The sequence below is a fragment of the Murdochiella vaginalis genome (assembly GCF_902381775.1).
Taxonomy (GTDB): Bacteria; Bacillota; Clostridia; order Tissierellales; family Peptoniphilaceae; genus Murdochiella; species Murdochiella vaginalis.
On record NZ_LR698969.1, the window covers coordinates 638,475 to 658,847 of the forward strand.

The window sequence follows — 20,373 nt, forward strand, 5'->3', positions numbered from 1 at the left end:
GTGTTCAATATAATGTCCTTCACGTATTTAGGCTAAAATTCGGCATTTGCGAGGGTATCATCCATATGAATAACACACTGACCTTACTTTTGGGGAAAGCGATAAAAAAAGCGGCAAACCTTGCCGGGAAAGAGGGATCCGATTTTACCGGCCGGCTGATTGCCCGGTTGGAGCCGGATGCCAAATACAAAATTTCCAAACCGGAAAAAAACATATGTGTATCCGGCACGAATGGAAAAACAACGACGGTCAATATTTTAGCGGATAGCGTCCGTCTCATGGAAGGCAAAGTTTGCTCCAATTTTCATGGCGCCAATTTGGAACATGGTGTTTTAGGGGCCTTGCTGGATTCCGCTTCTTTGAAGAATACACAGCCGAAGGTCGGCGTATTTGAGGTGGATGAATTAAGCACCTATCGCATTTGCGATTTCCTAAAGCCGAGCACCTTCACTATTACCAATCTCTTTCAGGACTCGTTTGAACGGAACGCAAATACCGGATACATCAAAAAACGGTTATCCTTCGGCATTCCGAAAGATGTCAAGCTCATTTTAAATGCCTCCGATGCGATTTCGGCGTACATTCGTCCCGACAATGAACGCGTGTATTTTGATGTTTTACCGCTATCGTTTGAAACGCAATGTCTGGATTCCAAAATTCAGGATTTAATCTATTGCCCGCATTGCGGCGAAAAAGTGCACTGGACATTCAAGCGCTATCATCATCTGGGCCATTATCACTGCGATTGCGGAAACTTTTCCAATCCGGAGGCGACCTACTTCGTCTATGATGCGGATCGGGAAAAACGCATCCTGTATGTGCAGGATCATGACCAAAAGGTTACGCTTCATGCGCTCGGAAGCTCGATCGAGAGCATGTATAACCAAATTGCGGCCTATGCAACCTTGCGGGAAAATGGTTATTCCTATGAACAGATTTCTTCCGCCATGGCGCAAATTGAATTGACGAAGGAACGCCATCAGGAATCCCATCATGCAGACTTGCATTTTTACAGCATCGTCACGAAGGGCTATAACCCGATCGCCGTCACGAGAAACCTGGATGCCATTCGCAAGAATCCGAACCGCAAGGAAATCATCTGGATTATTGAGGATTATTGGGAAAAGAAGACGCCCATGCGCACGCCGGGTTGGCTTTTTGCCGTCGATTTTGACTATCTGGATGAGACGGTATCGCATTTTATCATTCTGCGCTCTCGCAATACCTATGAGATCAAACTCAGCTGTTTATTGGATGGGGTACCGCCGGAGAAGATTGTGGTTGTTGATCGTGTAGAGGACATCAATTCTATTTTGGATCCGAGTGTAAAAGATATTTACCTCTTGCATGATTTTGGTCCGCCTTGGACGACGATTGCTCAAAAGTTTGAGAAGACGATCCTGAAGGAACGAATGGAGCGGTCATGAAAATTGAAGTGCTATATGATGAATTCTATATTTTCGGCGAAAAGGCGAATGTGGAGTATTTGAAACGGATGTTTTCGGAAGAGGCCATCCACGAAACGTCCTTCGGTGAGGTGCCGTATTTTACGACAAGCCCGGTAGATGCGATTCTGCTTGGCCCCATGCAGGAGTCCAATTTAGCGCGGGTGACAAAGGAGCTGATGCCCTACCGCGACAAGCTCAAAGAGCGTATTGAAGAGGGTGTCCTTTTTGTGTCCATTAATAATGCGCTGGATATTCTTGGTCGCTCGCTTGAGGTCGTCGAGGAGGGGGAGGAACCGACGCTTTCCCTGTTCAGCTATACCGCTGTGCGAGATTACACGAAGCGCTATTCAGAGCTGTTCGTTGCCGATTGGGCTGGACAGGAAGTGATTGGCGAGCGCATGGGGTTCAGTCAATATTATGGTAATGAATCCTGCGCAATCTATACGTCCAAGACCGGAAAAGGCTTCAATCAGGATACGAATTTGGGTGGCTATCGCTATAAGAATGCGTTTTTAATTGATGCGCTGGGCGTGATGCTGGTGACGAATCCTCCTCTTGCCCGGCGTTTGTTCTCGTATTTCGGCATGGACAAGCCCCTTCCATTCGAAAAGGAAGCGGAAGAGGCGTACAAGAATAAATTGAATTTGTTGAAGACTGATTTTAAATTATCCTAACGAATCGATCCACACCGGACTTGCGGTTCTTTGCCGCTTCGTGTAGAATTGTCAGGTACCGATTGTGCGGAGAAGTATCGAAGTGGTCATAACGGGGCTGACTCGAAATCAGTTTGTCCTTCGGGACACGTGGGTTCGAATCCCACCTTCTCCGTAATAAAAAAGAAGGGCCGAAGTGCCCTTCTTTTTTATTCTTGAAAACGGCAGGGATTCGAACCCGGGTAAGATCGCCAGGGCCCCCAAGAGCGGCGCAGCCGCGATCCCACGATGTTTTTTCTACGCTTCGTGACGTGCGTGCAGATATCCATTGTCCAGAATATCCTGCTCATAGCCGGCATGCAAAAGCGCAAAGGCAATGACATCCGTACGAACCATTCCATGCTACAATGGGAAAAGATTGGAAAATGGTTAGAGAACAGGGAAAAGAACGAAATGGAGAAGACCATGGTGGAAAATAACAAGGCGAAGTCCATCGCCATTCAGGACACGTACGGCAAGCGCTTCCAGCATTGCTGGGGATGCGGGCCGAAAAATGAAGAAGGGATGCACTTAAAATCCTATCCGAGCGAGGACGGCGAGCAGTGCGTGTGTCACGTGACGCCCTCCAAACAGTTTACCGGCGGCGTACCGGCCAATCTTTTCGGCGGGATGATTGCGATGATTTTCGACTGTCACGGCACAGCCTCGGCGGCGTGGTTTGCGCATCGCAAGAAGGGACTTACCTTGACGGCGGATACCGTGATCGGCCGGTTTATTACCGCGCATCTAGAAGTGGATTTTAAGAAGCCGGTGCCGATGGAAGAGGAAGTCACGGTCACCGCTATGGTGGAGGAAATCGGCGAGCGCAAAGTGATCGTGGCGATGGAAATGGAAGCGGGCGGCGTGGTGCGTGCCAAAGCGCGCATGGTGGCCGTCGGCGTCAAGGACAATATGTAAGTTTCGCTTGCGTACGTTTTTACTTTGCAGTAGAGTACAAGAGGAAAGTGTTAGCTATAACTAACTACTGCACCTTCATGGAGGAAAAAATGATTACGATACGCAATTTACATAAGTTTTATGGAGAAGGGGAAAACCGGGTGGAGGTCCTAAAAAACATCGACTTAACCATTGCGGACGGAGAAGTCGTATGTGTGGTGGGACCGTCCGGGTCGGGAAAGTCGACATTGCTGAATATTCTCGGCGGCATTGAGGATATTGATGAGGGAGAGGTGACGGTTTCCGACGTTGCCCTGCATAAGGCAGGGAAAAAGGAATTGGAACAGTATCGCCGTCATCACGTCGGCTTTGTTTTCCAATTTTATAATTTGATCAGCAATTTGAATGTAAAGGAGAACATCGAGGTAGGCGCGTATCTGTCCACCAATCCGCTAAACGTCGACGAGACCATCGACACGCTGGGGCTGCGCGACCAGACGCATAAATATCCCAATCAGATTTCCGGAGGACAGGCGCAGAGAACCTCCATCGGACGCGCCATTGTCAAGAATCCTTCGCTTTTGCTGTGCGACGAACCCACCGGTGCCTTGGATTACGAAAGTGCAAAAGACGTGTTGCGCCTCATTGAAACGCTGAAAGAGAAGTATCATCCCATTATTATTATTGCCACGCATAATACGCAGATCGCCCGGATGTGTGACACCACCATTCGCCTGCATAACGGCGCGGTGCTGGAAGTAGCACCGAATCTGCAGCCGATTACGGCGGAGGAGGTGAGCTGGTAATGCGAAATCCGATGAACAAGCGCATCCCTCGGATGCTGCTTCATCAGCCGGCCCATTATGTGCCGCTTTTTCTGCTGCTGTTGATCACGATTATTTTTTGCTCCGCGTTTTTCCTGGTGCAGGGATCGGTGGAACGTCTCTATTATGATTTTATGGATCGCTCCCACGTGGAGGACGGCCGCTTTACGACGCTTTCGCCGCTGAGCGATGCGACGTGGAAACGTGTGGAAGAAAAGGGCGTACAGCTAGAGAAAAACTACTATATTGAGGCAAAGGACGGGGACGCGGATTTGCAACTTTATGCCGTACGCCGGAAAAGCAACGTTCCCGATGTGATTGCGGGGCGTTTGCCCGAAAAAGAGGACGAAGTGGCGCTCGACGTTAACTATGTGCGGGAACATGCCTATGCCCTGGGCCGGGACATCACCATCAGCGGACGTTCCATGCGCTTGGTGGGCACGGTGGTGCTTCCCGATTATATTGCCATGTTGCATACTCGATCCGACTTGGTAATGGATACAAAAAATTTCGGCGTCGGCATCGTCAGCGAAGACGGCCTTTTGCGTTTTCCGCAGCAGAGCTTGCAGTACAATTATTCCTATCGTGAAAACAAGACTTCCGCCACGAAGAAAGAAGCCAATGACACACTCAAAGAGCTCACGAAAACCGTTTATGAAGACAACATCTTGACGGAAGCCATGACCCAAGCGCAAAACAAGCGCATCTCCTATATGATGGACGACATGGGAGGCGATGTCCCCATGATGCGTATGGTTCTGATCTTAGCCGTGGCGTCCATTGCCTTTGTGTTCACCATGCAGACACGCAATCAGATACTATCGGAAGCAAGCGCCATCGGAACTCTGATGGCATCGGGCTATACCCGTCGGGAGTTGATTGTCCATTATATGCTATTGCCGACCGTTGCCGTACTTTCGGCTGCTGTTCTGGGCAATCTCATCACATATACGGTAGGCTATAAACTGTATATGAATCTGTACTATGATTCGTTTTCGCTTCCCGTGTTTCATCCGCTGTTTAACGCACGCGCGTTTCTATTGACAACGGTGATTCCGGCCGTCATCGTCACGCTCATCCAATTTCTGATGTTAATGACCAAGCTGCGCCTGCGTCCGCTCCGTTTTCTGCGCCATGAATTGGGACGCAAACCGCGCGTTTCCAAGATGCGCTTGTCCCGCTTCGCCTTCTTTTCCAGGCTGCGTTTTCTTTCCCGGTATCGTCTGAAGGTGCTGTTTAACAACAAGCTGAATGTCCTGGTTCTGCTTTTCGGCGTTACGCTTTCCAGCATTTTTCTCTGTTACGGACTCGGCATGCGTCCCATTTTTGAACGCCATGCCGATCTGATGCAAAAGGAGTTTCCAGCAAAAGTGCAGACATTTGTCCGTCCGGGAACGGTTCTTGACGCAGCGGATGAAGAGGCGGAAAAATTCGGCTATGCCGCCTTTGATCTTTCCATCAACGGCGACGTGCATCCCTTTGCCCTTTATGGTGTGGCGCCCGATAGCCGTTACTTCGATGCGCAGGCGATTGATCCGCTTCGGGACAAAGAAATTCAGGCTTCGGAGGGGTTGATGAAGCGCTTCGGCCTTGTGGAAGGGGACAACATCACGGTGGTGAATCCCTACACGGGAAAAACCTATACGTTCTGCATTCGTGCCATGCGCCGGCAGGCGGTGACGCTCTCGGCCTATATGCCGCTTGCCGCCTTCAATGCCGTCATGGGCTATGATAAGGACGCCTTTTCCGGTTACTATTCGGAACATAAGCTGTCCCTGGATCCGGCCTCGGTGGTTTCCTGTATCGACCTGGATACCGTGGGAAAAGCGTCGGATCATTTTCTGGATACGTTCGGACAGATCATCGGTCCCATCGTGATCATCGCGGTTCTGTTCTACTTTATCTTCATCGACTTCCTGTCCAAAGCTATTGTGGACAAGGCGAAGACAGAGATTGCGTATCTTAAAATCTTCGGCTATACCGATGCCGAAACGACCGGTATTTATCTGCGCGCCACCGGCATTCTTCTTGGGCTCTTTCTTTTGGTGCTGCCCTTCCTTTTACGTTTCCTATTGGCGATCTTGTTGACTGCCGCTCTCGCTAAGCTCGATTCGTACATGGATCCGCATGTGCCCATGCAAATCTATTTTCTGGTGAGTGTTACCGGAGCCGTGCTTTTCTTCCTGGTGCAGGCCTTGCAGAAGCGAAAGATTGCGAAAATCAGCATGACGGAGACTTTAAAGGAGGTGTAGTTCGGATAAAGTAATTCGGCGGGAGGGATGCCCCGGTGAAGAAGGAAACCACCGGGAAACGTTGCACCGTCAGACAGGCAGTGGATGACATAACAGCGCCAAGCACACTCTTTACCAGTTTTTACGCCCTTTTTATGGAAATGCACAGTAATTGCTCCAGATCTGTAGTAAAATGCCTTCAGGCACTTCCATATTGTTGATCGATAGACTGCCGGTTAGCAAACCGATGATCGGAAAGCGCAGGGATGATCGGAAGATACCCAGACGGCAGGAAAGTTCAGGAAAGGGGAACGTAATGACACTGTTTTTGAATGAAGAGGATATGCACAAAAACCTTGCGGAACTGTTGCCGGAAGGGGAGACCTATCAGGTACAGATATGGGGCCTGCTTCTTGGTGGTTCGAGCCTGGAACGTTTCATTCTCGGCAAAATGGCCACGCTAAATAATGTATGCACGTACCTTGGCGTAACGGAAAAACATTTGGTGATGGCTCTGATGGGAACCGTGTCCATTTCCCAACGGCAGGGCGAGTTGGCGCTCCCTTTAGATGAAATTGACCAGGTACAGGTCAAGCACTCCTTCCTTCCCGGAAAATCGACAGTTATTTTGCAGGTCGGCCAAGAAAAAATAAAACTGTCCCTGATGTCCCGAAATCCCGTCACGGCAAGTATAAAAAATCAAAAGGAGGAGATTGCGACCTTCTGTTCGCTGCTCGCGAAGTGAGGCTTGAAGCAAAATATTTGTGCTGTGATGCGGTAAGGCAGGGTATCCGTCCCATCCGACACTTTTGCCTTTCCTTCTCTCTCTTAATCAGCTAAAGAGCAGTATCGCTTGCTTTGTTCGTTTGTGAAGGGAGAGAAGGATGCAACAATATTTTGAATATTTACGGGATATCGGAGATGATCAACATTCCTTTTTGGAAAAAATAGCAGTCTCAGTGTTGATTTTTTTGGCCATCTTTGTGGTGCGGCTTTTGGTGGCAAAATGTCTCGATGGAGTAGTAAAAGACGAGAAGCGCCGGCACCGGATTCTCTCGGCGACACGTTTCTTTACCGTGCTTTTGACGATTTACTTGGTGCTTTATGTTTGGTTTTCCCGCGCAAAATCCGTCGGCCTCATCGTGGGCATCGGACTGGCACTACTCGTTCTCGCGTTGAAAGACCTCATCATGGATATTTTTGCCTTTATTTATATTTTTCTGCGCCGTCCATTTGCCGTGGGGGATCTGGTGGAAATTCAGGGAATTTAAGGCGAAGTGATTGATATTGATTTTATTCAATTCAATATGGCGGAAATGGGCGCCTTGGTGGATTGCATGACGCCAACGGGCCGTTATGTGTCGTTTCCAAACCGCTTCATTTTTCAAGAGGCAGTATTTAACTACAACCGGGATGATCCGTTTGTGATGCAGGACGTCTTTGTTCTCATTGACGGGAAAGAGGATCGTCAAAAAGCCTTGGAAATTGCCGGGAAAGTCGCCTATGAGAAATATCAGAATATCATCGCCGACTACGACGAAGAGGAAATGCAGCATTTTGAAAATGCAGTCGGCGCCATGAGCGGGGATGCCAAGCCCAAAATCCGCGCAACCCTTGATCCCAACGGTGTTCGCATCTATATTCAATTCTTTACCGCTTATGATGAAATTGGCAAAAACAAAATGATCATGGAAAATGCCCTGTACGATGCGCTACTCGCCAATGGCTTCACGTTCCCTTCGCCGCAGTACATTCGTCTGCTGAAGTAGGCTGCTGGCAAGGCATTTCCTCTAAAACCGCGCCGCCAACGGCAGTTCCAGCGGCGCACCGCTGGGGTGACCCTGTCTGATGTGCATTTTTGCGGTGTGCTAGGGATGTTCGGCGTGTGTTGGATACTGGGATTTACGCGAATTGACCCTTCGTCAGGGGCGCCTGCCCTGATAAGATCTCGATTTAGCAATTTGTCAGGGCGCGCCGGGCCCTGTTTTAACGCGATATTTCCCCTTCGCCAGGGGTGCGAGCCCTGACAACTTCTCGTTTCAGCAATTTGTCAGGGTACATCGGACCCTGTTTTAACGCGATATTTCCCTTTCGTCAGGGGCGCGGACCCTGATAACTTCTCGTTTCAGCCCTTTCGTCAGGGGCACGTACCCTGACAATCTCTCAATTTAGCAAGGCGTCAGGGTACGTCGGACCCTGGCATTTATGCGAATTGACTCTTCGTCAGGGGTGCCGGCCCTGACAACAGCGTAATTTAGCAATTCATCAGGGTACGTTAGCCACTGACATTTACGCAAATTGATCCTTCGTCAGGGGAGTGAACCCTGACAACTTCTCAATTTAGCCCTTCGTCAGGGACGCCAACCCTGACAATCTCTTAATTCAGCCATTCGTCAGGGTGCGTCGGTTCTTGGTATCAACATAATATTGACATCTCGCCCATCCGAAGCGACTCCGCCTGCAATCAAAACTCCGCCTGCAATCAAAAAGGAAGCGACGGGCATGCCCGTCGCTTCGTCGTAACTGTTGTTCGGTACCCCGAGAGTCAAGGTGCCTTTACTTTTTCGTGTTCTCCTTATACGCGGCGTCTTTATTTGCATCGTTTTTCAAAGCCTGCTCAATGCGCTCTTCCAAGGCTTTTTTGCCGCTTCCTTCGGCAACGGAGCCGAGGATGGGATCGCCGACGATGTTTCCGTCGCGGTCCACCACGACGGTGGTCGGGAACGCCATGATGTTCTTCACAAACTTGCCGGCCTCGCTGTCCGAAGCAAAGGTGATATTCGGATACGTGGCGTTTTTCTTTTGCAAAATGGATTTGGCTTCCGCAATGGCATCTTTGTTACCATCCAGCGTGAAAGAGTTTACGCCGACGACAATGCCGTCTTTGTCCTTCAATTGTTTATGCAGCGCATCCAAATCGCCCAGTTCGCCGACGCAGGGATTGCAGGTGCTAAACCAGAAATTGATGACGGTGACGGCATGCTGGCGGAAGATGCCGGAATCGACGTTGTTGCCGTCGAGATCCTTGCCGGTGAAGTCGGGGAACGGCGTTGCGGCGCCCTGCTTTGCACCGCTGTTGCCGCCCTTTTTGTCCTTCGGCGCTTCTTTTTCCAGGGCGAGAATCTTTTCCTCGATGGCGCGAATTTCCTCCGCGCCGGCTTTCAAGGTTTTCAGCTCCGCCTCCGTGAACTTGTCCTTTGCGCTCTCAATGGTCTGCAACAGGAAATCGCCGTAGTTGGTACCATCCGAAATCATGCCGGAATTTTTGTTAGCGGATAAGAAGAGCTTATCCCACAGTTCCTGATCTTTGCTGAAAATGGCGTTTTCCTGATCGTGCAATTCCGCGAGTTTCGCATCGACCTCCGAGCCGCCTTTTTCGGAGGAAGGACTCGTTTTTCCGGCCTCCGCGGCGGGAACGCTCATGCCGCTTTCGGTTGTTTGACTGCTTTCTGCAGGTTTCTTACCGCCGCAGGCAGCCAAGCTGAGGGCAAGGCCGGTTGCTAACAAGAGTAAAGATGCTTTTTTCGTATTCATGTGATTCTCCTTTACTGGTATTCTTCCTAACGGATACTTTCTTCCATTCTTCGTATGCAATGCCGTGCCTGCTTTACACGACATTGTTTGCGCTTGCTGAAGGCGCGTGTTCACTGCGATTGACAATTGCGCTTGCTAAACGCACATGTTCACTGCGATTGACGTTTCGGCCCTGTCGGTAGTGGTTACTTTTCCGCAACGACCGGCTTTTCGGATTCTGCCGCTTCCGGAACCCTTTTTTTGCCACATCCCAGCCCGTAGCGGAAATGCAGGGCACCGGTGGGACAGGCGTTGATGCACATGCCGCAGCGGATGCATTCCGTGTGAGCCGGTGTTTTCAACACATCGACGTCCATCTTGCAGGCCTTTGCGCACTTGCCGCAGGAAATGCAACGGTGTTCTTCGACTTGAATTTGCAAGAGGGAGATCCGGTTAAAGAGGGCATAGAACGCGCCCAGCGGACAGATCCATTTGCAGAAGGGACGGAAGAACAGGATGCTCAGAACGACGACGGTCAACAGAATACCGAGCTTCCACGTGAACAGGGCGCCCAGCGCCGCCCGGATGCCGCTGTTCACCAGCGACAGGGGAATGGCACCTTCCAACACTCCCTGCGGACACAGGTACTTGCAGAAGAATGGCTCACCCAGTCCGATCTCGTTGACCACTAAAAGCGGCAACAGAAAGACCATGACCACCAGGATGATGTATTTCAGGAAGGTCAGGGGACGAAGGCGCTTTGTTGAGAACTTCTTCGTCGGAATTTTATGTAGCAATTCCTGAAACCATCCGAAGGGGCAAAGGAAACCGCAGATGAAGCGTCCGAGAAGCACGCCGAGCAAAATGAGAATGCCCGTGATGTAGTAGGAAAAGCGGAACTTCGAGGATCCGACGACGGCCTGAAACGACCCGATGGGACAAGCCCCGGATGCGGCCGGGCAGGAATAGCAGTTGAGCCCCGGCACACAGACCATTTTCCCGTTTCCCTGATAGAGCGTCCCGGTGAAAAAATTCGGCAGATGGATATTAGTCAGCAGCGTCGCGCCTGCCTGCCCCCATCCGCGAAAGCGGGAAAGTAACCGGGATTTGCTTTTCTTCGGATCAGCCAATGCCCACACACTCCATGCACAGACGGATGGCTTTGGCGAGAACGGTCTGTACCTCACCGCGCATAGCGCCCACGATGATCATGCCCACGGCGGCGACGAGCAGGGCGATCTGGGTGATGCTTCGTTTTTTTGTCTTCATGGCGACTCCTTTCTTGTTGACGAGAATCAGGATAGCAGAAGGGATATAAAGATGGTGTTAAGAAGAGATCGTATGCTATACTGCATCCGAAACGGAGGAAAGTATGCGTTTATTACTTGTGGAAGATGAGCCATTTTTAAGCGACAGCATTGCAAAAAGCCTGCGCCGGCAAGGATATAGCGTGGATATCTGTGCGGATGGGGAAGCGGCTATCGAGGCCGTTTCGCTGGATCCGTACGATTTAGTACTTTTGGATTTGAATTTGCCCAAGGTCGACGGCATGACCGTTTTGCGCACCATTCGTGCGGAAGATTTGCAAACACCGGTCTTGATTCTTTCCGCACGCAGTGAAATTGCGGATAAAGTGCACGGCTTGGATGCCGGAGCGAATGATTATTTGTCGAAGCCCTTTCATCTGGAGGAACTGGCAGCCCGCGTGCGCAGTCTCTTGCGCCGGGATTTTATTCAGCAGGAAGTCTGTCTGCGCTTTGGTGCACTGACTTTTGATACGCGCACGCGCACGACAACGGTCGGCGAGCAGGTGATCGCCCTCACGAAAAAGGAGAGCGGTATTTTGGAATATTTGTTAATGCATCCCGGTCGTCCGATCAGCCAGGAAGAGCTGATGGAGCATGTCTGGGATGGCAGCGTGGACAGCTTCAGTAATGCCATTCGTGTACATATCAGCGCCTTGCGCAAGAAGTTGCGCGCGGCGTTGGGCTATGATCCGGTGCGCAATCGCATTGGAGAAGGCTATCTTTTGGAGGAACCCACACCATGATTCGTCGTTCTTTACAGTGGCGCATCGCTTTGATGACGTCGCTTCTCATTGCCATAAGCTGCATAACCATGATGATCTTGCTGAGCGGTTCCGGCCTGCGCCGCATGGAAGAGATTGGGAAAAATATTGAAGCGTTTGAATTGCACCTGGATTCGGAAGATGTCGCGCCGGGCGATTCAGCGACGGAGACACCGGGTGTATCGCCAGACTCGTTGCCGGGTTCGGCATCGGATTCCATATCACGGGAAACACCGTCGGAATCCTTTCCTCCGCAGGACATGCGCCGCGAGCAAAATCTGACGATTATTATTGATGAAGCGCAGGCGCAGTTTACGCTCACGAGTTGGTATGTGACGGCCGGTGTGACCATTCTTAGCGGAATCATCGCCTACTTTGTGAGTGGGCATGCGCTGCGTCCGCTGGAAGACTTTTCTCGGCAAATTGAGAAGGTGCAGCTGACCAATCTCGAGAATATGCATGTCAGTACGGATACACTGGCCGAGTTTCGCTCCATTGCGGATTCGTTTAACGATATGTTGGACCGCCTGCATGTTGCCTTTGCGGCGCAGCGTCAGTTTACCGGCAACGCCGCGCATGAATTGCGCACCCCGCTTGCCCTTTTGCAAATGCGCTTGGACGCCTTTGCCGAAGAGCATCCAGATACAGACAAGGAGTTGACGCAGCTCATCACTTCTCTTCGCGAGCAGACAGAGCGTTTATCGGAAACAGTGACGATTCTGTTGGAAATGAGCAGCGCTCGCCATGTTCCGCGCACGGATCACGTTTCGATTTTGCCAATGTTGGAAGAAATTGTGGCGGATCTTACACCGCTTGCCGAACAGAAGCAAGTGTCGCTCTCTTTCGGTGGCGACGACGTTTCTCTTCTTGCCAGCGACCGTCTGCTGTCCCGTCTGTTTTTCAACCTTACGGAAAATGCCATCAAGTACAATCGTCCCGGCGGAAGCGTTTCGCTCTCGGTTGCTTCGCTGGATGGCAACGAAGGTGTTAGCGATTCTGCTGTGCGCAGCGTTGCTGTTTCGGCACCGGATAACGCCTCGAGACGCACCGATGGTGCACTCGAGTCAGGCGTTGTTGTTACTCTTACGGATACGGGCCTCGGCATTCCCGAAGAGGAATGGGAGACCATTTTTCAGCCATTTTACCGTTTGGATTCGTCCCGTAGCCGTCAGCAGGGAGGCGTCGGTTTAGGCCTCGCTCTTGCGGGTGAAATTGTGAAATTGCACAATGGCACTCTTCGTGTCGTCGAAAGTTCCTCGGCCGGAACGATTCTCCGCGTGACGTTGCCATTTTCGTCGTGAGATTTTTATTTCGGGCAGGCGATCTCCATCACCTGTTCAATCATCTGATGCAGCAGCTGACTTTGCGCATTATCGGCCGCCCGATAGTACACTTCTTTTCCTTCCCGGCGACTGACTACCAGATTGCTGTTGCGCAAGGGTCGCAAATGGTGCGAAATGGCGGGGCTGGACATTTCAAGCAGCGCGGAAATATCCTGCACACATTCCTCATGGTGGCATAAAAGCCAAAAAATGCGGATGCGCGTCGTGTCTCCCAGCTGCTTAAAAATATCCGACACAATTTGAAAATCGCTCACAATCTGCAGTTGACGCTTGATACGATCCGGCTCCGGCGGCGCCGGCGGATGCTTGGGCATGGTTTTGTTTTCCATAAAGACCTCTTTTCTGTCGCTTTATTTTACTCTTTATCGTTCTGTACGGCTTGTTGACGTTCTGTACGATTTGCTGAGGCCTTATTTGGCTTGCTGAGGTTTATTTTCGGCCTATTTGTTGTGAAATGGTACTTTTTGTGTCCGATCGTGTCCGAAAAAGTAGAAATGTGAGAACAGGGACACAGTTTTTGTAGTGCATTGGCGCCTTTTATGTCCGAAAAACGTAAAGTACGAAAATAGGGACACAGTTTCGCTGTACGGCAGCTGCATTTTGTGTCCGAGAAAACGCAAAATGCGAGAATAGGGACACAGTTTCGCTGTATAGCAGCTGCCTTTTGTGTCCGAAAAACGCAAAATGCGAGAATAGGGGCACAGTATTTGCCGCAAGTAGGCTTTATTTGTGTCCGAGAAAACGCAAAATGCGAGAATAGGGACACAATTTTCGCGCCAAGAGCCTCAAGTTGTGTCCGAAAAACACGAATTGTGTAACAAGGGACACACCTCGATCGTTCTTGCTGGCATAAGACGCTATTGACTTTTCGTTCACTGAAAATTATAATGTAGACATAACGATTAAACAAGTGCTTAATCGTCGAATCGTAAGGATGCTGATGAAGCACACCGCCAATCGGTAAGCGACATAATTCATCATAAAAAAAATGCATCAATAAACATTACAAAAGGAGAAAACCATGAAAAAAACGTATGCGATTGAAGTTGATTGCGCAAATTGCGCCAATTTAATGGAAGAAGCGGCGAACAAAACGTCGGGCGTGGAAAAAGCGAATGTGAATTTTATGATGCAAAAGATGACCGTGCATTTTGCAGACGGCGCCGATGCAAATGATGTAATGGACGAAGTGTACAAGGCGTGTAAAAAAATTGAGCCGGATTGCTCGATCGAGTATTGAGGCGAATCGGTAAACACGACCGATTTGCCGCGTGCTTTTTTGCGATCGGGCAGGAGCCACTTTTTTGGAGCCCAAAATGGGAAAAAACAAAAAAAGGCTCCTGCCCCGTTGTTGCAAAAACCGGTTTCAGGAGCCCAAAAAGACAAAACGCAAAATAAGGCCCCTGCTCTGTCGCTAACAAACTCAGTTTTAGGAGCCTAAAGAGGAAAAAAGCGAGAAAGGGCTCCTCAAGTGTAGCGAGATTGTGGCGATTAAGGCGTCCAAAATAGAAAAATGGGGAAAGGGGCTCCTTTTTTGTCGCTGCCAAGCCGGAAGAGAGGAGCCCAAAAAAGGCAAAAGGTAATTAGGGCTCCTTTTAAGGGCCAAAATCATGGCCGCCCGGGAGCCCAAACAAGGAAAAACGTAAAAAAGGCTCCTTTTGCGGGCAAAACGCATGGCCATCCGGGAGCCCAAAAGGACAAACCGCAAATAAGGGATCCTCAAGCGCAGGAAAATTACGAGACTACAGGAGCCCAAAATCACGAAACGTGGAAAACGGCACCTGTTGAAGCCGCCTGTTGCAGCCTCCTGTTGTCGCATAAAAAGAAGGAGCCGGCCTGCGGCCGGCGGATGGGAATCGCCGCCGGAGGCGGCGTTCCTTCTGGAAACTGCGCCGCCAACGGCATTTGAGCGGCGCACATTCTGTTTTGTGCGCCCGGCAATCCATTCCACCCCCCCCACTATAGAAAGGAAACAATATGGGAGAAATCATCACGAGCATTTTGCTCTTGGTCGTTATCATCATGGCGTGCGCCCTGCTCGTCCGGGCGAAAAGAAAGCCGGACGACATGCCGAAAAAGCAACGCATCATGCTCAAACGTATCCTGGCCAGCGCCGTGCTGCTTTTTGTGCTGGAGCTGCTGCCTGCTGAGACCTTTGCAACGCTCGATGCGTCTTTGTTTTCCGGTGCAGGCAGGGGCCTGCGCCTCGCCCTTTATGTGGTGGATTACGGCATCATCGGCTACGACATTTTGCAAAAAGCTTTGCAGGGTATGCGCAACAAACGCTTGTTTGACGAAAATTTCCTGATGGCGGTGGCAACCATCGGTGCGATGACCTTAGCCATAATCGAAGATGGCGATTATCTGGAAGCCATTGCCGTCATGCTGTTTTATCAGATCGGCGAATGGTTTCAGCGCTATGCTGTGGGAAAAAGCCGCCGCAACATCAGCGCCCTGATGGATATTCGTCCCGACTATGCCCGCATCGAGCGCGACGGCGAGTGGATCAAAGTGGATCCGGATGAGGTACCGGTAGGAAGTCACATTATGGTGCATCCGGGCGAAAAGATTCCTCTGGACGGTGTGGTTATGGAAGGCACGTCAAGCCTGAACACCGCTGCACTGACCGGCGAGAGCTTGCCCCGGGATGTGCACGAGGGAGAAGAAGTCCTCAGCGGTTGCCTCAGCATGACCGGCGTGCTTACGATTCGCACAACCAAGGAATTTGAACAATCCACCGTATCGAAAATTTTGGATCTGGTGGAAAACGCCAGTTCCCGCAAAGCGCAATCCGAAGAATTCATCTCGCGCTTTGCCCGCGTCTACACTCCGGCGGTGTGCGGCGCCGCCTTGGCGCTTGCCGTTCTGCCGCCGTTGGTGCGCCTGTTTTTCCTGCACCTTCCGGCCGCATGGATGGTGTGGATTTACCGTGCTTTGACTTTTCTTGTCATCAGCTGTCCCTGCGCACTGGTCATCAGCATTCCGCTGAGTTTCTTTGCCGGCATCGGCGGAGCAAGCCGCGCTGGGATACTCGTTAAAGGTTCCAATTACTTGGAAATGCTGTCCAAAACCGGCATTCTTGTAATGGATAAAACGGGAACGCTCACGCAGGGCGTCTTTGAAGTCAATGCACTGCATCATGCTATTTGTGAAGAGGAACGGCTCATTGAACTGGCCGCGCTTGCAGAGAGCGCTTCTTCGCATCCCATCAGCAAGAGCTTGTTGCGCGCCTACGGCAAGAAAATTGACACGGATCGTGTGACCAATATTCGGGAACTCAGCGGAAAAGGCGTTCTGGCGCGGGTCGACGGCATCGAAGTGGCCGCCGGCAACGATAAACTGATGGAGCATCTGGGCGTGGAGTATCAAAATTGCCACATGACAGGCACCATCATCCACATGGCGCTGGACGGCGAATATGCCGGGCATATCGTCATTTCCGATCGACTCAAGCCATCCGCACCGAAAGCCATCCGGGCGCTGAAATCCGTCGGCATCCATCATATGGTCATGCTCACGGGCGACAGCGATAAAGTGGCGCAGGAAATTGCGCAAAAACTTGGCATTGACGAGGTGGTGAGTGAACTTCTTCCGGACGGCAAGGTGGAAAATGTGGAGCGTCTTCTGCAAACGAAGCGAAAGGGCGAGCAGCTCGCCTTTGTCGGTGACGGCATCAACGATGCGCCGGTGCTGGCACTGGCGGACATCGGCATTGCCATGGGCGCGATGGGCTCCGATGCCGCCATCGAAGCGGCGGATGTCGTCCTAATGGATGACGATCCCATGAAAATTGCGCAGGCGATGCGCATTTCCCGCCATTGTTTGGGTATCGTAAAGCAGAACATCGTTTTCGCTCTGGCCGTTAAGTTCGTCTGTCTGTCGTTGGGCGCGCTCGGCCTTGCCGGCATGTATCTTGCCATTTTCGCGGACGTGGGCGTCATGATACTGGCAGTCCTCAATGCGATGCGGTGTCTGCGCGTTGGCGGGGACGATACGGTTTCAGCCCTGTCGGTGCGCTAAGGTTTGCGAAAAAGGCTGATGTAGAGATAGATTAGGAGGAAAGAATGACTCACCGAGTGGATAATCGAAAAGTCGCTGTTGTCGGGTGTGGCTTTGTCGGCTCGTCGTCCGCTTTTGCGTTGATGCAAAGCGGATTATTTTCGGAAATTGCGTTGGTGGACGTGAACCGGGAAAAGGCGGAAGGCGAGGCGCTGGACATTTCTCACGGTGTTCCTTTTGTCGGGCAGGTGAAGGTGTACGCTGCCGATTATGCGGATATCATGGATGCGGCCATTGTCGTGGTAACGGCAGGCGCTGCGCAAAAGCCGGGAGAGACACGTTTGGACTTGGTCAACAAGAACATCCGTATTTTTCAAAGCATTTTGCCGGAGTTTAAGAAACGCAACTATGGCGGTATTTTGCTGGTGGTGTCCAATCCCGTAGACATTCTGACGTTGGCAGCGTTGGAGCTGAGCGGTCTTCCCGAACAGCGTGTGATCGGATCCGGAACCGTGCTGGATACGGCGCGCTTAAAGACGGCACTTGGTGAACATCTCGACGTGGACAGCCGAAGCGTGCATTCCTTTATTATCGGTGAGCATGGGGATAGCGAAATGGTTGCATGGAGCAGTACCAACGTTTCCGGCATTCCCCTGAACGATTTTTGTGAGATGCGCGGTCATTTCTCGCATGATGAAGCGATGGAACGTATTGCCGATGAGGTGCGTAACAGCGCCTATGAAATTATTGCTAAAAAACACGCGACGTATTACGGCATTGCGATGTCGGTCGTTCGCATTTGCAAAGCCATCGTTATGAACGAGCGCTCCATTTTGCCGGTGTCCACGATGATGCACGGTGAATACGGCATTGACGGCATTTGTTTAAGCATGCCGGTCATAGTCGGAGAAGAGGGCGCAGGGGTTCATGTGCCCCTGGTTTTGAATGACGAAGAACAGGAAAAACTGCTTGCTTCGGCCAACGCATTGAAGGAAGTCGCACGCTCCGCCGGATTATAGTACGCAAGGGGTCGTTAGGAAACGCATGACCCGTCGAAAACAGTGACGGGTCGTGCATCTACCCCGAAAGGAGTCTTCTTGCTGCAACTTCTTCTGGTTCTTATTTACTTTGCTTTTATCAGTCTCGGCCTTCTGGATGCCTTGCTCGGCGCCGCCTGGCCGAGTCTGTATCCGAGCCTCGGCGTTCCGATTTCCTACGCCGGTGTGATCTCGATGATTATTTCCGCTGGGACCATTGTTTCCAGTCTGCTCAGCGACCGCTTACATCGTCGCTTCGGAACGGGGCGCATTACCGCGTTTAGCGTGTCCCTCACGGCCATTGCACTGTTCGGTTTTTCCTTTTCCACCTCTTTTATACAACTTTGTGTTTGGGCCATTCCCTACGGACTCGGCGCAGGCAGCGTGGATGCCGCTTTAAACAACTATGTCGCCCTGCATTACGAGAGTCGGCATATGAACTGGCTGCACTGCATGTGGGGCATTGGTGCGTCGCTCGGGCCGTACCTGATGGGCCTTTGCCTTACGCACGGATGGGGATGGGCAAGCGGCTATCGCAGTGTCGGTGCCATTCAGGTCGTTTTGAGCGCCGTTTTGCTTTTCACGTTGCCGTTGTGGAAAAAAGCGGAAGGACCGCGTGCGGCAGCTACGTCTGTGGGGGCCACATCGAAGGAAAAATCTGCACCGGCCTCCGGGCTTTCCGCCATTCTTTCTCTTCCGGGGGCCAAAGCGATTTTGCTGTGCTTCTTTTGCTATAGCGCGCTGGAAGCGACGGTTGGCCTTTGGGCGAGCAGCTTTCTTTCCTTGGCTATTGGCGTGGATCCCAAAGTAGCGGCCGGTTTCGCCGGATTGTTTTATCTCGGCATTACCGGCGGTCGTGCCGCTTCCGGCTTTCTTTCCCTGCGCTTTGATGACGACGCGCTCATTCGCGGTGGTCTTCTGACCATTGGCCTTGGCCTTGTCTTTCTGGGAATGAGCCTGTTTTGTGGTATGCTTTGGGCAAATCCTGCGGCATCGTTACCTCCGATGCTCGCGTTGATCGGGCTGATACTGATGGGACTGGGTTGTGCACCGATTTATCCGGGCATTATTCATTCTACACCGGCACATTTCGGAGAAGAGCGTTCCCAGGCCATGATCGGCATGCAAATGGCTTGCGCCTATGTGGGTTCCTGCTTTTTGCCGCCGCTATTCGGGATGCTTGCCCGGAGCGTATCTGTCGCACTGCTGCCGCTTTATGTGTTCCTTCTGTTGGCATTGATGGGATTTATGCATCGGCGCGTGGTGCGCGCAACCGCGGTGCGGTGAAGCCCGCTTGCCTCGGGGATGTTTGTCTGGGTGATGTCTGCCTCCACGATGCCCGTTCGCTTGGGCGATGTCCGTCCGCTTCGATTCCGGAAAGGAGATGCAATGCAGTATATTGGTGATGTTTATCGGCCTCCCTCGGAGGCGTCTTCGTTCATTTTGCAATGCACGGTGGGATGCGCACAAAATACCTGCCGTTTCTGTTCCATGTATAAAAAGGATTCGTTTTTCATGCGTCCCCAGGAGGATATTTTGGCGGACATTGCGGAAGTGGCGATGCATTGGCCGGCGCTTCGTCGCATTTTTCTTGCGGATGGCGATGCCTTAGTGATGCCCACGCCGCGCCTTGTCGAGATCCTGGAAACGGCGCACCGTCACTTTCCCTACCTCGAGCGAGCAACGGCCTATGCAACGGTCCGGGATGTGCTGGCCAAAAGCGATGCGGACTTGCAACAGCTGCGCGCACTGGGCTTGACGATGATTTATCTGGGTCTGGAAAGCGGATCTGATGAAATCCTGCAACGCATCGATAAAAGGCAGACGCAGGCAGATTATGTGGAGGCCGTTTTGAAGGCAAAGCGCAATGGCATCGACTCTTCCGTGACGCTCATTTTCGGATTGGGCGAACAGGAATTAAGCGAACTGCATATTAACGAAAGCGCAAAGGCAATCAGCCTGTCCAAGCCCGCCTATGCTTCCTTTTTGAGCTTACACCTGAGTCCAGGTGCTCCTCTCTACGATGACGTGAAAGAAGGTCGCTTTAAGCTTCTCAGCGATGAGGAGATTTTGGATGAAATGAAGCGTTTCATTGAAAAGGTGGATAGCGAAGGCACAATCTTTCGCTCCAATCATGCCTCCAACCCCGTGCCCGTCGGCGGCACTTTTAATCGGGATCGCGCCCACATGCTGCAGCAAATCGAAGAGGCACGTCGCTGGCAAGCCTACCGTCCGCGTGCTTGGCGGGACATTTAAAATCGGATTGTGCCAAGAGATGTGTAGGACTGCCGTCTGTGTGCTTGGCATGATATTTGGAGCAC

Annotated in this window: 19 protein-coding genes and 1 tRNA gene; 16 read left to right on the forward strand and 4 right to left on the reverse strand. The window is 51.5% G+C overall.

Annotated features, from left to right (window positions below):
- Positions 1 to 65: 65 nt before the first annotated feature.
- From FXY30_RS02740 to FXY30_RS02780, 9 genes are all read left to right on the forward strand, one after another.
- On the forward strand, positions 66 to 1,427 hold the full coding sequence (locus tag FXY30_RS02740; RefSeq protein ID WP_162272150.1) for a MurT ligase domain-containing protein: 1,362 nt from the start codon (positions 66 to 68) through the stop codon (positions 1,425 to 1,427).
- Positions 1,424 to 2,122, forward strand: coding sequence for a hypothetical protein (locus tag FXY30_RS02745; RefSeq protein WP_071705207.1), 699 nt, complete (start codon positions 1,424 to 1,426; stop codon positions 2,120 to 2,122). Before FXY30_RS02740 ends, FXY30_RS02745 begins: the two co-directional genes overlap by 4 nt.
- Before the next feature lie 68 nt (positions 2,123 to 2,190).
- Positions 2,191 to 2,276: transfer RNA gene (locus FXY30_RS02750), tRNA-Ser, on the forward strand.
- A gap of 290 nt (positions 2,277 to 2,566) precedes the next feature.
- Positions 2,567 to 3,058 carry a hotdog domain-containing protein gene (locus tag FXY30_RS02755; protein WP_071706072.1) on the forward strand — a complete coding sequence of 164 codons (492 nt, stop codon included), beginning with the start codon at positions 2,567 to 2,569 and terminating at the stop codon, positions 3,056 to 3,058.
- Positions 3,059 to 3,147: 89 nt separating this feature from the next.
- Positions 3,148 to 3,843: an ABC transporter ATP-binding protein gene (locus FXY30_RS02760; protein ID WP_071706073.1), complete on the forward strand. Its 696-nt coding sequence runs from the start codon at positions 3,148 to 3,150 to the stop codon at positions 3,841 to 3,843.
- Positions 3,843 to 6,113 (forward strand): FtsX-like permease family protein, encoded by a 2,271-nt coding sequence (locus FXY30_RS02765; protein ID WP_071705208.1) that lies wholly within the window; start codon positions 3,843 to 3,845, stop codon positions 6,111 to 6,113. Before FXY30_RS02760 ends, FXY30_RS02765 begins: the two co-directional genes overlap by 1 nt.
- Positions 6,114 to 6,408: 295 nt before the next feature.
- A complete protein-coding gene (locus FXY30_RS02770; RefSeq protein ID WP_071705209.1) occupies positions 6,409 to 6,837 on the forward strand; it encodes a hypothetical protein in 429 nt (142 codons plus the stop codon).
- A 139-nt stretch (positions 6,838 to 6,976) separates the two neighbouring features.
- The gene (locus FXY30_RS02775; protein WP_071705210.1) at positions 6,977 to 7,363 is read left to right on the forward strand and encodes a mechanosensitive ion channel family protein; all 387 of its coding nucleotides are present in this window, start codon (positions 6,977 to 6,979) and stop codon (positions 7,361 to 7,363) included.
- 6 nt (positions 7,364 to 7,369) lie between these two features.
- Positions 7,370 to 7,861: a mechanosensitive ion channel family protein gene (locus FXY30_RS02780; RefSeq protein ID WP_071705211.1), complete on the forward strand. Its 492-nt coding sequence runs from the start codon at positions 7,370 to 7,372 to the stop codon at positions 7,859 to 7,861.
- Positions 7,862 to 8,648: 787 nt separating this feature from the next.
- On the opposite strand, the gene FXY30_RS02785 is transcribed toward FXY30_RS02780, so the two are convergent.
- The 3 genes from FXY30_RS02785 to FXY30_RS02795 all read right to left on the reverse strand — a co-directional run bounded on the left by FXY30_RS02785 (position 8,649) and on the right by FXY30_RS02795 (position 10,874).
- On the reverse strand, positions 8,649 to 9,626 hold the full coding sequence (locus FXY30_RS02785) for a TlpA disulfide reductase family protein (RefSeq protein ID WP_071705212.1): 978 nt from the start codon (positions 9,624 to 9,626) through the stop codon (positions 8,649 to 8,651).
- Between the two features lie 185 nt (positions 9,627 to 9,811).
- Positions 9,812 to 10,735, reverse strand: a complete 924-nt coding sequence (locus tag FXY30_RS02790; protein WP_071705213.1) for a 4Fe-4S binding protein — start codon at positions 10,733 to 10,735, stop codon at positions 9,812 to 9,814.
- Positions 10,728 to 10,874: a CD1871A family CXXC motif-containing protein gene (locus FXY30_RS02795; RefSeq protein WP_071705214.1), complete on the reverse strand. Its 147-nt coding sequence runs from the start codon at positions 10,872 to 10,874 to the stop codon at positions 10,728 to 10,730. Before FXY30_RS02795 ends, FXY30_RS02790 begins: the two co-directional genes overlap by 8 nt.
- Before the next feature lie 103 nt (positions 10,875 to 10,977).
- On the opposite strand from FXY30_RS02795, the gene FXY30_RS02800 reads away from it, so the two are divergent.
- Complete coding sequence (locus FXY30_RS02800) at positions 10,978 to 11,655, forward strand: response regulator transcription factor (protein ID WP_071705215.1); 678 nt, start codon at positions 10,978 to 10,980, stop codon at positions 11,653 to 11,655.
- A 533-nt stretch (positions 11,656 to 12,188) separates the two neighbouring features.
- Entirely contained in the window at positions 12,189 to 12,974 is a 786-nt protein-coding gene (locus FXY30_RS07725; protein ID WP_462931559.1) for a sensor histidine kinase, read from the forward strand.
- A gap of 5 nt (positions 12,975 to 12,979) precedes the next feature.
- Here the strand turns inward: FXY30_RS07725 and FXY30_RS02810 are convergent, their stop codons facing one another.
- Positions 12,980 to 13,345, reverse strand: a complete 366-nt coding sequence (locus tag FXY30_RS02810) for an ArsR/SmtB family transcription factor (RefSeq protein WP_071705217.1) — start codon at positions 13,343 to 13,345, stop codon at positions 12,980 to 12,982.
- 692 nt (positions 13,346 to 14,037) lie between these two features.
- On the opposite strand from FXY30_RS02810, the gene FXY30_RS02815 reads away from it, so the two are divergent.
- The 5 genes from FXY30_RS02815 to FXY30_RS02835 all read left to right on the forward strand — a co-directional run bounded on the left by FXY30_RS02815 (position 14,038) and on the right by FXY30_RS02835 (position 20,308).
- Positions 14,038 to 14,256: a cation transporter gene (locus FXY30_RS02815; RefSeq protein ID WP_071705218.1), complete on the forward strand. Its 219-nt coding sequence runs from the start codon at positions 14,038 to 14,040 to the stop codon at positions 14,254 to 14,256.
- Positions 14,257 to 15,104: 848 nt separating this feature from the next.
- Complete coding sequence (locus FXY30_RS02820; protein ID WP_462931560.1) at positions 15,105 to 17,036, forward strand: heavy metal translocating P-type ATPase; 1,932 nt, start codon at positions 15,105 to 15,107, stop codon at positions 17,034 to 17,036.
- Between the two features lie 44 nt (positions 17,037 to 17,080).
- Complete coding sequence (locus FXY30_RS02825; protein WP_071705220.1) at positions 17,081 to 18,034, forward strand: L-lactate dehydrogenase; 954 nt, start codon at positions 17,081 to 17,083, stop codon at positions 18,032 to 18,034.
- Between the two features lie 78 nt (positions 18,035 to 18,112).
- Positions 18,113 to 19,339, forward strand: coding sequence for an MFS transporter (locus FXY30_RS02830; RefSeq protein WP_071705221.1), 1,227 nt, complete (start codon positions 18,113 to 18,115; stop codon positions 19,337 to 19,339).
- A 102-nt stretch (positions 19,340 to 19,441) separates the two neighbouring features.
- Positions 19,442 to 20,308: a radical SAM protein gene (locus FXY30_RS02835; RefSeq protein ID WP_071705222.1), complete on the forward strand. Its 867-nt coding sequence runs from the start codon at positions 19,442 to 19,444 to the stop codon at positions 20,306 to 20,308.
- Positions 20,309 to 20,373: the final 65 nt, after the last annotated feature.

What these genes read in the sequence shown, in the direction of transcription:
- FXY30_RS02740 (WP_162272150.1), top strand. Translation starts at nt 66, where the DNA reads ATGAATAACACACTGACCTTACTTTTGGGGAAAGCGATAAAAAAAGCG.
- FXY30_RS02745 (WP_071705207.1), top strand. Translation starts at nt 1,424, where the DNA reads ATGAAAATTGAAGTGCTATATGATGAATTCTATATTTTCGGCGAAAAG.
- FXY30_RS02755 (WP_071706072.1), top strand. Translation starts at nt 2,567, where the DNA reads ATGGTGGAAAATAACAAGGCGAAGTCCATCGCCATTCAGGACACGTAC.
- FXY30_RS02760 (WP_071706073.1), top strand. Translation starts at nt 3,148, where the DNA reads ATGATTACGATACGCAATTTACATAAGTTTTATGGAGAAGGGGAAAAC.
- FXY30_RS02765 (WP_071705208.1), top strand. Translation starts at nt 3,843, where the DNA reads ATGCGAAATCCGATGAACAAGCGCATCCCTCGGATGCTGCTTCATCAG.
- FXY30_RS02770 (WP_071705209.1), top strand. Translation starts at nt 6,409, where the DNA reads ATGACACTGTTTTTGAATGAAGAGGATATGCACAAAAACCTTGCGGAA.
- FXY30_RS02775 (WP_071705210.1), top strand. Translation starts at nt 6,977, where the DNA reads ATGCAACAATATTTTGAATATTTACGGGATATCGGAGATGATCAACAT.
- FXY30_RS02785 (WP_071705212.1), bottom strand. Translation starts at nt 9,626, where the DNA reads ATGAATACGAAAAAAGCATCTTTACTCTTGTTAGCAACCGGCCTTGCC.
- FXY30_RS02795 (WP_071705214.1), bottom strand. Translation starts at nt 10,874, where the DNA reads ATGAAGACAAAAAAACGAAGCATCACCCAGATCGCCCTGCTCGTCGCC.
- FXY30_RS02800 (WP_071705215.1), top strand. Translation starts at nt 10,978, where the DNA reads ATGCGTTTATTACTTGTGGAAGATGAGCCATTTTTAAGCGACAGCATT.
- FXY30_RS07725 (WP_462931559.1), top strand. Translation starts at nt 12,189, where the DNA reads ATGTTGGACCGCCTGCATGTTGCCTTTGCGGCGCAGCGTCAGTTTACC.
- FXY30_RS02810 (WP_071705217.1), bottom strand. Translation starts at nt 13,345, where the DNA reads ATGGAAAACAAAACCATGCCCAAGCATCCGCCGGCGCCGCCGGAGCCG.
- FXY30_RS02815 (WP_071705218.1), top strand. Translation starts at nt 14,038, where the DNA reads ATGAAAAAAACGTATGCGATTGAAGTTGATTGCGCAAATTGCGCCAAT.
- FXY30_RS02820 (WP_462931560.1), top strand. Translation starts at nt 15,105, where the DNA reads ATGCTCAAACGTATCCTGGCCAGCGCCGTGCTGCTTTTTGTGCTGGAG.
- FXY30_RS02825 (WP_071705220.1), top strand. Translation starts at nt 17,081, where the DNA reads ATGACTCACCGAGTGGATAATCGAAAAGTCGCTGTTGTCGGGTGTGGC.
- FXY30_RS02835 (WP_071705222.1), top strand. Translation starts at nt 19,442, where the DNA reads ATGCAGTATATTGGTGATGTTTATCGGCCTCCCTCGGAGGCGTCTTCG.